The organism is Alteripontixanthobacter maritimus (assembly GCF_003340475.1).
Classification (GTDB): Bacteria; Pseudomonadota; Alphaproteobacteria; order Sphingomonadales; family Sphingomonadaceae; genus Alteripontixanthobacter; species Alteripontixanthobacter maritimus.
Genome location: NZ_QBKA01000002.1, coordinates 2,594,532 through 2,608,070, shown reverse-complemented (window position 1 = coordinate 2,608,070; position 13,539 = coordinate 2,594,532). Strand labels below are relative to the sequence as shown.

The window sequence follows — 13,539 nt, the reverse complement described above, 5'->3', positions numbered from 1 at the left end:
GACGTAGCTAACGATTACCTTGGCAAGCGCGCAAGGACCATCAGGCTGCTTCCTGGTGATCCACGATAGCGCTTGGCGCGACAGGGCATTTCCCGTCATGGTCGGCTTCCCCGACGATTTTCGCGGTTTTCAACAATTCGGCATGAGCGCGGTGAATTTCGCTCTGCGCGCCGACAAGCTGCTGTTGCGCTTTCGCCAGTCGCATCAAGGCGATCTGGCCCGTACCCGATGCGGAACCGGTATCGGCCCGCGCGATCATAGCCGTTGCTGTCAGCGTGGCGATCGCTGCGCCAGCTTGATCGAGCAGGTTCTCGGTGGTCGCGATCTCGTTCGAAATACGCAGGGCGGCAATTGTGGTTGTCATGGTCATCAAGCATCTCCGTCCGGCATACGGTCTCGAACCGTGTCCGGCATAAAGGGAGAGGCCGGCTTGCGCTCGCTAGCTGGACAGTGCGTCCGAAAGGGCAGCCATTGCCGTGAACGCGACCAAAGCGACCAGCAATATCCCCAGTGCAATACCGAAAATGGCACCGACCCTCATTAGCGAAGCATGCTCGCCGTCGAGCGCCTCGGGGACTCTGCTGGGTTCGTTCCGATGCCAGGGCGCGTCGGCCGGAACGACCAAAGAATCTGACAGTCGGGACGTCGCCAAAGCAGTGTCCTTGCCCTCTGCTTCGGGCCAAGCGAAGGCGCTGGGCAGGTGGAGATTTTCGCTTGGTATTTTATCGCAGCTTTGCGGCACGCCGTTTTGCAACAGGTTTGCCTGATATGCGCGGTAATGACGGCCCAGTGCGGCCCGCGGAATGTCACCGCATTTAGCCCGCATCGCATCGATGCGTTTGTTCACCGCGGACTGGGTGACACCCAGCATTGCGGCGATTTCCTTGGATGACCGACCGTCCGCCATGAGATCCAGCGTTTCGTGACGTCGGACAGAAGTGGTGTGGAATATCTCGAAAAATTGCGACTCCGTCTTGGTGCTCACACTTTGCCCCGTTTATTGCGCACAAATGCTGCAAGCCCCACGCCGGCATCCGCGCATGTAGTAAATTAACGGCTCACACCGGCTCACTGTTCCCTAGAAGCGCATCGAGTGCCTGCGATACATAAACCGCTGCAATTTTCTGATCGGCAAGATCGAGTTCTTTCAATGCCTTCTCGAGCATCGCGGCTAGGCGCTCCTGCTCCGGTTTATTTAACTGGACATGCTTTTCCAGCCCAGCGGATCGCTCGTCGTCTGTCATCATGGCTCCGCTGTGGTCGATATATGGTAAAGAATGGCTGAACGGCCATACCCGAATTTGCGCGGATGCGCGACAGGTCGCGCTATTTTGTTGTTGCCGTCTTCCGGAAGGCGCGGTCCCTGCAGTGTCTGTTTGGGCGCTGCGGTGGCACAGGTGGGCATAAACCCGAGATTGGTAATAAATCCCCTATATGGCCGGGCTCTCTTTCGGAACTGCCCGGCGGATGAACGCAACCCCAAGCGAACGCGACAAAACCGTCTTGATCATAATCTTCTGCGTCATCGCTTCGGTTGCGGCGACGGCGCCATTTTTTGCGACGAAGCGCTACTATTATGGCGAGCTCAGCTATGCGAAAACCCGTGCCGGTTTCGTGGTGCAGGAGGCGCAGCAGGTCGGTAAAGTCGATACGCTGGTCATTGGAGACAGCCTGATCGAACAGACGTATTTTCCAGATCGCTGCGGCAGTGTTTTCGCAGCGGGCATAGGCGGGGCACGTGTGCGCGACTTTCAGGCGATTATAGACGAATTGCTGAGCGCGACGCAGCCGGACACCGTCATCGTAGCTTTGGGCGCTAAGCATTTTTCTGCTGGCGATGAGCTGCAGGAGTTCGCGCAATCTACCCCGCATTGCTCGATAGTCTGGAAGGCCGCCACCTTGTGATGGTAGGCGGAGTCAACAGCAGTGCCGCAAGCAGTTTCGTAAGTCAGTCTGCGCGCAATCGCGATGCGCAAGATGTGCCGCCCGTTCTTTCCAACCTCCAACTGGACGGGGTGCATCACACCGTATCAGGTTCACGACAATATGCTGCCGCTCTTCTGCACGGCTGCCGAAATAGCACCAAGACGAAGACGGCCGCCTGATAGACCGGCCGCACAGATCTTAATCGCGCCACACACCTACAATCTTGGCGCCTTGTGCGCCGCACTCACTGCACTTCATCTTCGGCTCGATCTGCTCCAGTGGCCAGAACTGGGCTGGTCCGGGTAATCGGCGCATTAATGCCGTCGGCCGGGCGAGTGTCTTATGCGGACACCGTTTGCACGAGACCTGGATGTTGCAGCGGGCTTTCGATATGCCGTCGAGTGTTCCATGATTGTAGCGGACCATAGTCGCCGGATGGAACGAATGCGGAACATTGGTCAATGATTCGTCTTGGCACAAGGCGCCGCGTTGACAAACCGCGCTGTCGCCGCCACGCCTGCCGCATGTGCAACCTCTATCGCATGTCTAGCAGCTACACAGAGCTGGCGCGCCTGTTCGCTGTGCCCGCACCGGAAACCAGCAACGCTGGCAAACTGATCTATCCCGGCCTTCCCGGCATCGTCTTGGCTAACGGCGCTCTGCGATCGATGACATGGGGCTTCCCGCTTTCCCGTCGCGGCAAGTCCGGGCAGGCGCTCAAACCCAAACCGGTCAACAATACCCGAACTGACAAGCTGGACAGCCGGTTCTGGAACGCCAACTTTCGCGATCGTCGCGCGCTGATCCCCGTGACCGCTTTCGCCGAGGCAGAGGGACCACGCGGGACGATGACCCGCACTTGGTTCGCGGATCCTACAGATGAGATGTTGACCTGCGCCGGCATCTGGCGAGACAGCGCCGAATGGGGCCCGGTTTATTCGATGCTGATGACTGACGCGAACTCGCAGGTGAAGCCTGTCCATGACCGGATGCCCGTCATAATCGCAGCGGCTGATCGAGCCACTTACGTGAATGGTGCCGAGGATGACGCGCACAAGCTCTGCGAGCCCTATGCGACCGAGCTGGCGATCGACCGCACTAACGATCCCTGGGTCCGGCGAAGCTAGTCTGTCGTAACCATTGGCGAACACAATGCAGCGTTACCTCTATGTCACCGATCCCGCCGGCACGGAAATCCCCGGCGGCCGCCAGTCGGCCGACCAATGCGAAACGGCGGAGCAGGTGGACGCGCTCCGCGAATGGCTGCGCGCGATCATCGGGGAAGGCTGCTCAATCGAGAATAACGTGCCCGACTGGCTGAAATTCTTCGCCGACCGACAATCACGCGGATGAAAGATAAGGTTGAATTCGTTGTGCTGCTGATCCTCTGGCTCGGCGCGCTTATCGGCGTCGTCCTGCTGATCCTTAACTAACGCTGCAAGTTGCCGGAACGAATACTGTGGCAACCGGCGATTACAGGCACTGACCCTGCTGGAATGATCCGCTCGTCGATCCCGAAAGCGACCGCAGCGTATACTGGCGCGGACAGCGGATTAGGCGAGTGACCTACAGCACCATTATGCCCAGCGGCCCTCCTATTAGAAGTGGAGTTGCTATTTCAATACGCTCCTCACCAAGCAAAACTGCAGTGTGCCATAACGCGAGGACGCGCTAAAAGCGCTCCGCATGCGACACGAGCGAGAAGGGTGTCCGGGCGAAACTTTAGACTCCCGGCCTCCCCTTCCACGGACTTAGGTAGGCAAATCATGACCGCCGCTGCGTTGCCCGGTTTCCAACCGACACACGCATTTTCGATAAGGCGCATAGAATGTGGGCGTACACTTCCTTGCGAACGCTCGCGCATTTGGGCAGCATTCGTCGTTCCTAAGCGCGGTTTTCGGCTTTCCATCGCAGCGCGACATGCCGCACTTGTGCAGAAAGAGCGGGCTACAAGGACGAAGTCTACAGATGTCGATCGCTGCCGGAGACGCTGGCAGGCTACGACGCCTATCGGTTACGCGTTGGATCATTGCTGCCTTCGTTCGCCTGAGCGAGTGCGTCGCGTATTCTGCCTTTCGCAGCTCGATCGCCGTTACCCGTTCATCGACCAGGCTCGCATACTGTCGCGTACTCATATGGCCTGTTGGGTCGACACGACTCGGAAACAGGCAGTCGACCGTCGAGCCGCCTCTGCGCTCCCACCATGCTAGCAGTGTAGCTGGCACGTCAGCGGCGATTCCGAACTGCACCGGCTTTTTGGTCTTCTGCTGGATGGCGGTTGCTCGATTGCGGATTTCGGCACCTGCAACCACGTCGCCGATATTGATCTTCACCAGATTGCATCCGCGTAGCTTGCTGTCGATTGCGAGATCGAAAGGGGTCTTGTCCCTCAATCGTCCTTCGCGATCGAGGTGGAAGCGGATCGCCCACATCTGCTTCTGTGTCAGTGAACGCTTCGTTCCAACATTCTTGCCAGCGTTCCAAGCCGGACGATGCTGCGAAGCTGTCTAAAATCGTGAGTATCACATTGATTTCCTCCTCAGCCATGCTTGGTCGTGAAGGTAACGCTCAGGATGTCGCTGCTTGTGAGTCGAGAGCGGGCTGTCGGCTTCGGTTTCGCTAGATCGACAGGCGCTATCCGCATTCAAGCTGATGATCTAATGGCCCTCGTGCTGGCCACGCCCAGCAATCATCGTGTTCATCAGGGAGCGGATGCGAAGTATCTCGACCGGGATTACGGCCAGGTTCTCATCCTGTGGGACAATTTGCTGGGACGTATAAGCGCGAGGAGGAATATCCGCGCTTTGGCCTCGTCAAACCGATAGAGAGCATGCGGCTGTAGGATATCCAGACCGGCGGGTTCCAGTGGCTCTTTGCTCAGATGGGACGCGCCAACCGGTGGCAGGACAAGCTGAAGTATTTCTTGAAGCCGCCCGGCTGGGCCCATGGTGGCAAGCATGAAACCAGCGAGACCATTCGCGGCGAAGCTGAGGACGCGGCAGGAGAGGAGCGCTAGGCATGGCATCCGCAATGAACCAAGAAACGGACAGCCGCGCGCAAGCAGAGCGCGCAATTCGCGAAGATTTGTTCTGCGCTTATCGTCTTGTCGCCAGTATGGGGTGGAACGATCTCATCTTCACGCATCTGTCCGCGCGCGTGTCCGGGCCGGAACACCGCTTCCTGCTCAACCCGTATGGCCGCGGGTTCGAGGAAATCACCGCATCCAGCCTGATCAAGGTCGACATGGAGGGCAAGCCGGTCGACGATCCGCAGGCGATTGTGAATCCGGCCGGTTTCACCATCCACTTGGCGCGCGATGATGCGCGCTGCGTGATGCACCTGTACACGCTCGACGGGCAAGCGGTCAGCGCGATGGCCAATGGCCTGCTGCCGCTGAATCAAACCGCGCTCGGGGTGGTCGGCGATTTCGCCTATCACGACTACGAAGGTGTGGCTCTCGACCATGATGAACGGGAGTAACACCTTCGTAGATCTAGGTATGAAAAACGCCATGCTGCTGCGCAATCATGGTACGCTTATCGTCAGCGAGGAGGTCGGCGACGCGTTCCTGCGCGTGTATTTTCTAGAGCGCGCATGCTCCGTGCAGGTTCGCACCTTGAGCATCGGGAGCGTAGAGATCCTACAGGTACCTGAAGGAACGGCCGATATGGTGCAAGAGCAAAATCGCGGCGTGGCTGAATTCGTCAGCCGGCAGCTTATCTGGCCGATGCTGCGGCGCCGAATGGATCGTCTGGACGACGGCTACAAAGACTAAAGCGCAACATCAGAAGAAAGGTAACGGCTCATGCAATCTGTCAAACATCGCTAACCCTTTTTTTATGGCCTGGCCCGGCAAATAACTATCGCCGTGCTGACTGGCGTGATGTTGTTTACCAACCTCGCCATCGGGACCGGCTCCTTCACGGAAGGCAAGGCGCGCGGGGATATCCAGACAGTTTATTATCTGGACCAGTCGGATTTCACCCCGGCTCCCTTTACCTTCGCCGTTTGGGCACCGATCTTTCTGAGTTGTCTCGCGTTTGCTGTTTTTCAGGCGCGCCCGAAAGAGCGTAATAACGGAGTACTGGACCGCTTTGCACTGTATTACGCCGGTGCGTTAGTCGCCAACGCAGCGACGCCGTTTGCTCCGATCGGTTGGGGGCTGATTGTCGTTTTGACCTAGTTCGTGTGTTTGGCTCTGGCCTATCGGGAGCTGACAGCAAAGACGGCGCCGGTCGCTTGGTATGACTGTGCACCAATCGCTCTGTTCGGGACGTGGGCGCTAGTTGTGACCGGACTCAACATGACACAGGTGGCTGCTGCGATGGATCTGACGGCAGGGCCGTTTGTGGCAGCGGGTCTGATCGCCGTGATTATGGTTATCGGCGCTTAAGCTATCCGTTTACCGCGGGATTGGGCTATCCTGCTGCTGATGGCCTAGGCGGGCCTCGGGATTGAATCCTAACAGAACGACAGTGCGATCATCTTGGCTACGGTTGTTGTGACGACGCTGGCCTCCGCATGGATTTCATGGTGTGCTGGTGCATTCACGACCGATAAGGCCGCTTCATACGTTTCTTACATAAATTCCCGATATCGATGAAGCGATGAATGGGGACTTTGTTAGCTGGCTCGGAAAGAGATCAAGGCGCCGATTACCTGCATCCACGTCGATAATCGCTTCGATCTTTCAGAATGACCGCTTTTAGCTACAGGCAACGGCATTGCGAATGGCCGATATGGGGCGCAATGCTGACGCGCGACATCCCAGTGATCTCTCGGACTGGAATAAGAATTGGTGATCCAGCGTTCGGTCTTACGACTGAGTTAGCGCAGCTGAACCTTTGTTTGGCAGCTACTAAAATTCCGCCTGCCTCGTCAACCTGAAGCGCTGCAGAGGATTATCACGATAGTATCGAACGTTGCAGCTGTATCGATAGAGTGGTACGCAAGCTTAACTTATCTGCCGAACAAACCTCACAAACGTTCTCGCCTCGCTATGCATAAAATGCTGAATATGGATATCGCAAAATAACGAATGTCGATTGCTGATCATTTAGAGGGCATTATCCGAAATATCGCCCCCTCAACTGTCTTAATATTATTGCGATTGCTGAATATTGATCATTAAGCAAATACATTAATCAAATCTCTGCAACTCAGAAGGCTTGGGCGCTTCCGAAGCCTCGGATAATGCGTGGTCCCACTCGGGCTCGTTTTCCATCGCGGGGTTAGCTTTCCTTTCGTCAAATGAATTGACGTAGTTTCTAATCAGAGTGTCAATCTCGTCGCGCGTGTAATCCTTCGGAGTTTTTACGAATATTTTTCGCAACTTCGAAACTAGTCGTCTGATAAACCGTAATCCGATCAGTTAAATTTCCTATAAGTCCATCTAAGTGTCTCTTTTGCCGCACAGGAAGGGTTTCCCTGACAGACTTCGAATCTGCGCCAGATAACCTTGGCTTATTTGCATTTGCGTTACTTCGATGTGTCCGCAACTCGGTCGATCCAAAAACCGTCCGCTGCCTTCTGGTAGCGCGCCTTTTGCCGTTCCGTTGCACCAAAAACGACGAGCACAAGCGGCTGAAAATTACTCTGCTTCTTGCCGCTGGGGGTTTCGAAGCCCACTCGTCCTCTGACGATGAAGATATCCGCTTGGTGCCTGAGCGTGTCGTGAAAGAACCGATGATCGGTTCTGATCGGCACCAGGCAAGCTATAGTTTCGGCATGGCCTGCCCGCCACTGTGCATGCGCGTATTCCAACCAAGCCACGATTGCGGAAAACGGAGGGTTCACGAAAACGAACCGCCCGTTCCAGCAGGCTGCCAATCCGTCACCTCCTTCGGATAGCAGGATACGGCGGCAGGCTTTAACGGTGCTCAGGTCGTTGGCGCATGGATCGAGGTCGATTTGTCCGAAGGCATCATAAATTGCGTCCATGAACTCCGGCGGTGTGAAGCGGCTGTCTGGATCCGCTTTATCTACCGGGTCCACCGCTGGACGCTTAGGCGTTGTCAGCTTGGCTTTCGGCGCGAGAACCGAAAGAAGTGTAAAAAGGCTGCCAAGAGTGCCATTCCCGGATTCGACGTTCCGGATCGCTTCGGGCGATATACCTGCCTCCGTCGATAATTTGTGTGGTGTTAGAAACAGCTTTATACGGCGCTTCTGCAATTTTTCAGGCAGCGTTTTGCCGGGTCCGATATCGGCAATTTGCACTTTCAGCTCACCCATTACCGTTATCAGGTTTCCGATCGACCCAAGACCTCTTTCCAGACGCTTAATGGTCTGACAGGTAAGCCCAACCCGAATTCCCAAGGACGCCTCGGAGAGTTCTGCCGCTTCCCTCGCCTCGCGCAGGCTCCGACATAGAGGATGGGTATCCGACAGCTTTGAATCCGTCCGAGCTGCCTCACTGGGTGGCGAGTTCTGCATGGCGACGCCATTATCGTCTTCAAGGTGTGCGCAAGGCGAGCTACGATGGCAGTGGTTTGCGGAGACGCTGCCAGTGCTGGGTTCGACATGCGGAAGGTTATCGAAATCGGTACGGCCACCTATCGTCTTAAAGAAATCCTTCTTGACACCGGGCTCGGTATAGAACTGACTCTGCTGGGCACCTGGGTTAAAATCTGGCTTACGCGCTGTGCGGTTGGCCGGCGAACTGGTTTTTGTGGCTTTCATGGACCAGCTTGTAGATTTCGACGTTGTCCGCTACGGAACAACGTCATATTCTAGCGGTAAATTAATTGTGAAACCCAGAAAAACCCTACTTCCGAGCGGCTACGGACCTCTCAAAGATGATATTGGTCAGATCATTCGGGAGAAGCGCCGGGATAATGATGGTGTGAAGCTGACCCAAAAAGAGTTGGCAGAGCTTGCCGAGGTGCCTCAGGAAACTATTTCGCGCATCGAGTCTGGCCGCCGGTTGCCGACTTATGCCACTCTGTACAAGATTATGGGGGCGCTGAACCTGGAATGGTCAGATCTCGCAGAGAAGGCAGGAAGTGGTTGGCCCACGCTGTCATCGATTAGTGATACGCAGCAGGATTTGGCCCAAGCCCTACGGGCAGGGCGGAAAGAGCTGGACCTAACGCTGCGCGAACTCTCTCGTGAGATAGGCATTTCTATTGGAACGCTGTCACGCCTTGAGCGCGGCCAGTCTCCGCGCAGCAAATGGCTCACGAGAGCCAAGCACAGGGATACTGAGTCCGACCCAGAAGAGGTCAGATATGTGTTCACCTGCCAAAACCTGAACCTGTTGGCGAACATTGGGTGGGAAGCAGCCAGTACAGTGGGGCATCCGGTGTTTGACTATCACTGATGGAACGAGACCGCGCTGGAGATTTTTGAGTAGCGCTTCCGCTATGAGCTTAGTATCGAAATTATCGCGCCACTCTTGCGCGCTCTATCATGTTCCACGCTCGATGCGCTGCGAGCAGCGATGCGCGGTCTGGATCCCTCACCAGCGCCAACGTAACCCAGTTTACCCATATCGCCTGGGCGCGCTCGGGTGCGTAGGCCGCATACATGGTATCGGTCGATAACGGCCGCTCAAGGCTGATGCCGTTCTGCCGTGATATCCCGCGAAACGTGCGCATATTGGTCTGGAGAAAGTGGCATCGGCGGAAGCAGTGCCTCGCTGGTATTGGCAGCGCGCGGCTGCGCGCCGCGACGGGATCATACACTCCGCTCGCTTGTAGAGCATGACGCGAAGGTGGAAGGATGACGCTGCCGAGACAATCGGTCTGCGGATTTGCCAGCGATGCCATGTCGGCTAGCGGCGTGCTGCCTTCTTGATTGGGATAGGCAAATTGGTGCTGACCGAACGATACGTCATCGCTATTGCGGCGCACCGCGGTGAACGCACCGATCGTGCGAATTGCTGGCGAGGGGTTGTGTCGCTGCGTACTGTAGACGATCGAAAATGCGACCACCCGCTCGGGGTGACGAATATAGCTCATAGCTTGTCCTGAAATTGCACAAGCGCGCGGCAGCCACAGCTACCACGCGCTCATTCATGGGTTCTACGGTTGGCGAACAGCGATCAGTCGGCCGACAAATCGATCTTTTCGTTAGCGAACTTCAGCCGCAACAGATGCTCGCTTAGGGCGCGGCCACCTTTACGATGAGCGAGCTCGCCCCAAGTTTGCCATCGGTCGATCCGGGCCAGCAGCCAGAGATAGAACCGATCTTGCGCATAGGCGTCGGTAAACGTTATCGTCCATAAAACGCGTCGGAGCGGCATATTAGGGCCGACGTCTTTCCCTACGAGCGTGATTGCGTCCTTTGTTCCGATCCGCGCGCGCTCGAACCGATAATCCAGCGTGTCGGCAAAGGCTTCAAGCTGAGCGATCACTTCCTCCCGTTCCTCGGCGTCAGAGGCCGGCTCCAGCCCGCTGCGATGCCGCAAAGTCGGCAGCCCTATCGACAGTGGCACATCTTCCCGGGTCCGCGTGCTTGCCAGCATGACAATGATCGCTTGCGCTTCAGTGGGTAGTCGGCTGCCGAAGATATCGGCACTGTGCGACGGGACAGTAAGGCCCAGGCCATCCAGCCACGCGCAATAGAACCTGGCCTGGTGCCAATTGTGGAAGAGATCTTCGACCGCCTCTTCGATGGGCACGATGCGCCGGTCGAGCGCCACGAGCACCGATAGCAAGAACTCCAGGTAATCATGGAGCGTGCCGGGATTTTCAGGCTCGGCCATGCGCAACCGGTCCACCCAGAGATATTGGCGGATTGACGACCAGTAATTGCCATCTTCATCGACGAGAGCTTTGCGGGGATTCCGATCCCCGGTTGCCTGGAGCCAGTAACCCCACGGCAGCCGCGAGTTCCGGAGTTGTTCGTATGATGCGTTCTCCATCTTACACCCCCTTTCCGTTGGAAGTCGGTGGCGCGATCTGTTTGGTCGCTGTCTGCTTTGTATCTTCGGCATCGATATTTGCGAGCTGCTGCGCAAGCAGCGTGCATTGTTTGAAAACGAATGCGGTGCCGCGATAGGTTCGTCCCTCTTCATCACGCAGATGGCTGTTGCCGCGGCCAGGTAGAAAATCATTGCGGTGATTGCAGCGAAACCCGAACCACCATTCTTGTTTTCTCGCATCGCGCCCACGCACGAAATCGTGCGTATGACAGACGGAGGTAGCCTCTGGCCCTCTGTCATCACACGGTTCCGAATAGTTCAGACCACCATATGCTTCGACGCTGACATCGGCCGGGATTGCTTCATGGTCGAACCCGAAGAGCGGATGCTGCAACGGCACCGCTACAAAGCCAGCAAGTGCGCCATCCGGCATTCGCAAAATGGTGCAATGCAGTTCTGTGGCCGGGTCAGTCCAAGACAGCTTGTCCGGCTCGTCGGTCCATGGACCAGAGGCCGACGGCTTGCGACCGTTGTCCATGTAGAGCTGGGTTGGTTTGATTACCTCTCCTCCGATATCGATTATATCGGGCAGATTTTCGGTCCTTGCCTTCTCGGCCTTGGTTACTTTCTTCGGCTTCTTCGCCATGATGTATTTCCTTCAAATATAAAAAAGCCGCTCCGACAGAATGTCGTGCGGCTCGGTTTGTTCGATATTTCGTTGCAGCGTGTGGCCCGCTGTCAGCTTGGTGCGTTTGCTACATAATGGCTTCTCCTATTGCTCTGATTGATCGATCATTCGGGGCGGTAGACAGTGCCGCGCAGACCAGCGGCTGCCTGACGTGCCCGCGCCCAAGGCAGAAATGTACGCGTGACAAAGGCGTTGGATGGAAAGGCCGTTGCGGCAGACTGAGCCAGCTTCATGATCGTCGCGATTCTGTCGCAGGTTACGACGCCTCTGGCAGTCAAATGAAGGATCAGAATGACGGTGGTTGTCATCACATCCGCCAACACCTGTTCCTCGACCTTCACCCAGTCCTCATGCTCGACATATTTCCCGACCGACTTGCTGGGGGAAGGTTTGGCGGGAATGGAACAAGCCGCGGCATATTCGGCAAGATGGACCCGCTCGGCCCGCACCGCGGTGGCATCGCACAGATCGATCCGGGTGCAGGCCAGCGGAGAAAGCTCCGCGATCTGGGGCGGAAGCAGCAGGTCGTTTTCTTCGGCCATGCGCCGCAGCACTGCCAGGTCGCGGGTCTCGCCGCCCCAGCTCACGAGCTTGGCGGTCGGCTCCCCGATAACCGCATCGAAGAATGCCTTGACCATTTCGGCTTCGGTCTGGTTATCGCTCGACAAAACCACTGGCGGTTCAATTTGCGGGGTTTCCAGACCCGGAAGGAAGCGCATGACTTGCCAGGATGCGGCGGCGATCCGGTGGAACGGCCAGCGGATGCTGGTCTGCGCACTAGCACCTTCTTGAACCATGTAACCTTCGTGGCGCGACCGGTCGTAAGAGAACTCGAAATCGGCGATGATGAAAACCTTCACCTCGCTTTCGTTTTCACCGCCAGCGCGCATGGAAAATTTACTGGCCTGTTGCTGGAGCAGGCATTCGAAATCATATTCGGAATTTGACATAATAAGTCCTTCAATAAAAAAGCCTGCCAAAGTGGCAGGCCCGGATTGTTGTTTGGTTGAGTTGAAAGCGCGCTCAGCGATGACGTTCATGCGCAGTGATCGGCACTGTGCGAAACATCGGCAAACCTTCCGTTCGATACCAGCTGCGTTCGGCGGCTAGGTCGTTCTGGGCGAGCTCCTTCGTCCAAAGTTTACGGTCCGGGTTCCATCGGTATTGGCGAGCTTTGAGCCGGTTCTTTGCAGCGTAGGGCGCATTCACCGCTTCGACCCGCACCGTGCTGGTCGCTGACGTCGTCAGCAACCGTTGCAGATGCGTGTACATTGGATGGCTGCCTGGACCGGCCTGTTGCTGCCGCAACAGATGGAACAGTGACCAGACATCGTCGCCAGCCCGGTGCGCATTCGAAAACCAGCCATGCTGCACCAGCAGATGCTGCTGAGCGCGGCCTTCATAACCCAGCGTAAGCCAGTCGATTTCAGCGAGGGAACACGCCCACGCCTTCCCGCGATGCTCGGGATAGCGCTGCTCTATCCATTTTGAGTCGAAAGCAGCATTATGGGCCAAACATATGTCAGCCCGGTCAATCAGCGCCGATGCCATCTCGTCGTTGATTTGTTTGCCGACCAAATGGTGGGCGGCAAGCCCGGTGAGCAACGTGATTTTCGGATCGATTACGACCTGCGGATCTTCCAGCCAACTGACCGGCCCCATATGCCGGAGAACCTTACCATCGTTGTCGACGAAGATCAGCATGATAGCGAGTTCGATCAGCTTGTCGTTCTCGATGTCGAGGCCGGTGGTTTCACAGTCTAAAATCGCGATGCAACGACCATCCGGCGGACATCCATCCTCGGGCATGTCGGTGTATGATCGCGGCACTGCCCGCAGGACTTTGTAGCGTTCATCCTGCTCCAAGAGTTCGAGCAGCACGTCGCTGTCATATTGGTGTAGTTTGTCTGTCATTTCAGCTTCCTTTCATGGAAGCCGGTGAGGCGTTAGCCGAGCGTTATGCTCCGCCTTTTTTCCTCTCTATCGCCGGCTTCACACCGGCACTCTCTTCATTCAGTCTTCTTCTGCTGGACCTCTGGCGCGTGGCCGTGCTTTTCCCGGT

The 13,539-nt window shown here is 56.6% G+C and carries 18 protein-coding genes; 8 read left to right on the top strand and 10 right to left on the bottom strand.

Annotation, left to right across the window (positions count from 1 at the left end; translation table 11 throughout):
* Window positions 1-40 precede the first annotated feature (40 nt).
* The 3 genes from HME9302_RS12825 to HME9302_RS12815 all read right to left on the bottom strand — a co-directional run bounded on the left by HME9302_RS12825 (window position 41) and on the right by HME9302_RS12815 (window position 1,244).
* A complete protein-coding gene (locus HME9302_RS12825; protein WP_115367321.1) occupies window positions 41-370 on the bottom strand; it encodes a hypothetical protein in 330 nt (109 codons plus the stop codon).
* A gap of 69 nt (window positions 371-439) precedes the next feature.
* Window positions 440-985, bottom strand: a complete 546-nt coding sequence (locus tag HME9302_RS12820; RefSeq protein WP_115367320.1) for a helix-turn-helix domain-containing protein — start codon at window positions 983-985, stop codon at window positions 440-442.
* A gap of 73 nt (window positions 986-1,058) precedes the next feature.
* Window positions 1,059-1,244 carry a hypothetical protein gene (locus tag HME9302_RS12815; RefSeq protein WP_115367319.1) on the bottom strand — a complete coding sequence of 62 codons (186 nt, stop codon included), beginning with the start codon at window positions 1,242-1,244 and terminating at the stop codon, window positions 1,059-1,061.
* Between the two features lie 223 nt (window positions 1,245-1,467).
* On the opposite strand from HME9302_RS12815, the gene HME9302_RS12810 reads away from it, so the two are divergent.
* The 3 genes from HME9302_RS12810 to HME9302_RS12800 all read left to right on the top strand — a co-directional run bounded on the left by HME9302_RS12810 (window position 1,468) and on the right by HME9302_RS12800 (window position 3,279).
* Window positions 1,468-1,905: an SGNH/GDSL hydrolase family protein gene (locus tag HME9302_RS12810; RefSeq protein ID WP_115367318.1), complete on the top strand. Its 438-nt coding sequence runs from the start codon at window positions 1,468-1,470 to the stop codon at window positions 1,903-1,905.
* 545 nt (window positions 1,906-2,450) lie between these two features.
* Window positions 2,451-3,053, top strand: a complete 603-nt coding sequence (locus HME9302_RS12805; protein ID WP_115367317.1) for an SOS response-associated peptidase family protein — start codon at window positions 2,451-2,453, stop codon at window positions 3,051-3,053.
* A gap of 25 nt (window positions 3,054-3,078) precedes the next feature.
* A complete protein-coding gene (locus HME9302_RS12800; RefSeq protein ID WP_115367316.1) occupies window positions 3,079-3,279 on the top strand; it encodes a hypothetical protein in 201 nt (66 codons plus the stop codon).
* Window positions 3,280-3,677: 398 nt separating this feature from the next.
* Here the strand turns inward: HME9302_RS12800 and HME9302_RS13590 are convergent, their stop codons facing one another.
* Window positions 3,678-4,358 (bottom strand): site-specific integrase, encoded by a 681-nt coding sequence (locus HME9302_RS13590; RefSeq protein WP_115367315.1) that lies wholly within the window; start codon window positions 4,356-4,358, stop codon window positions 3,678-3,680.
* 449 nt (window positions 4,359-4,807) lie between these two features.
* Between HME9302_RS13590 and HME9302_RS13525 the strand changes: the two genes are divergently transcribed.
* From HME9302_RS13525 to HME9302_RS12780, 4 genes are all read left to right on the top strand, one after another.
* Window positions 4,808-4,942 carry a hypothetical protein gene (locus tag HME9302_RS13525; protein ID WP_268243485.1) on the top strand — a complete coding sequence of 45 codons (135 nt, stop codon included), beginning with the start codon at window positions 4,808-4,810 and terminating at the stop codon, window positions 4,940-4,942.
* 14 nt (window positions 4,943-4,956) lie between these two features.
* Complete coding sequence (locus HME9302_RS13520; protein ID WP_268243484.1) at window positions 4,957-5,406, top strand: class II aldolase/adducin family protein; 450 nt, start codon at window positions 4,957-4,959, stop codon at window positions 5,404-5,406.
* A gap of 19 nt (window positions 5,407-5,425) precedes the next feature.
* Window positions 5,426-5,701, top strand: coding sequence for a class II aldolase/adducin family protein (locus tag HME9302_RS13515; RefSeq protein WP_268243483.1), 276 nt, complete (start codon window positions 5,426-5,428; stop codon window positions 5,699-5,701).
* A gap of 108 nt (window positions 5,702-5,809) precedes the next feature.
* Window positions 5,810-6,109, top strand: coding sequence for a hypothetical protein (locus HME9302_RS12780; RefSeq protein WP_181815777.1), 300 nt, complete (start codon window positions 5,810-5,812; stop codon window positions 6,107-6,109).
* 1,295 nt (window positions 6,110-7,404) lie between these two features.
* Here HME9302_RS12780 and HME9302_RS12770 read toward each other — a convergent pair.
* A complete protein-coding gene (locus HME9302_RS12770) occupies window positions 7,405-8,604 on the bottom strand; it encodes a DNA N-6-adenine-methyltransferase (RefSeq protein WP_115367311.1) in 1,200 nt (399 codons plus the stop codon).
* On the opposite strand from HME9302_RS12770, the gene HME9302_RS12765 reads away from it, so the two are divergent.
* On the top strand, window positions 8,573-9,244 hold the full coding sequence (locus HME9302_RS12765; protein WP_147270827.1) for a helix-turn-helix domain-containing protein: 672 nt from the start codon (window positions 8,573-8,575) through the stop codon (window positions 9,242-9,244). The two genes, HME9302_RS12770 and HME9302_RS12765, sit on opposite strands and share 32 nt — an antisense overlap.
* A 61-nt stretch (window positions 9,245-9,305) precedes the next feature.
* Here HME9302_RS12765 and HME9302_RS12760 read toward each other — a convergent pair whose 3' ends face one another.
* The 5 genes from HME9302_RS12760 to HME9302_RS12740 all read right to left on the bottom strand — a co-directional run bounded on the left by HME9302_RS12760 (window position 9,306) and on the right by HME9302_RS12740 (window position 13,391).
* On the bottom strand, window positions 9,306-9,884 hold the full coding sequence (locus HME9302_RS12760) for a hypothetical protein (RefSeq protein WP_115367309.1): 579 nt from the start codon (window positions 9,882-9,884) through the stop codon (window positions 9,306-9,308).
* An 83-nt stretch (window positions 9,885-9,967) separates the two neighbouring features.
* Window positions 9,968-10,630: a hypothetical protein gene (locus HME9302_RS12755; RefSeq protein ID WP_147270826.1), complete on the bottom strand. Its 663-nt coding sequence runs from the start codon at window positions 10,628-10,630 to the stop codon at window positions 9,968-9,970.
* A 160-nt stretch (window positions 10,631-10,790) separates the two neighbouring features.
* Complete coding sequence (locus tag HME9302_RS12750) at window positions 10,791-11,435, bottom strand: hypothetical protein (protein WP_115367307.1); 645 nt, start codon at window positions 11,433-11,435, stop codon at window positions 10,791-10,793.
* A 146-nt stretch (window positions 11,436-11,581) separates the two neighbouring features.
* The gene (locus tag HME9302_RS12745) at window positions 11,582-12,427 is read right to left on the bottom strand and encodes a 3'-5' exonuclease family protein (RefSeq protein ID WP_181815776.1); all 846 of its coding nucleotides are present in this window, start codon (window positions 12,425-12,427) and stop codon (window positions 11,582-11,584) included.
* Between the two features lie 73 nt (window positions 12,428-12,500).
* On the bottom strand, window positions 12,501-13,391 hold the full coding sequence (locus HME9302_RS12740; RefSeq protein ID WP_115367305.1) for a 3'-5' exonuclease: 891 nt from the start codon (window positions 13,389-13,391) through the stop codon (window positions 12,501-12,503).
* Window positions 13,392-13,539 lie beyond the last annotated feature (148 nt).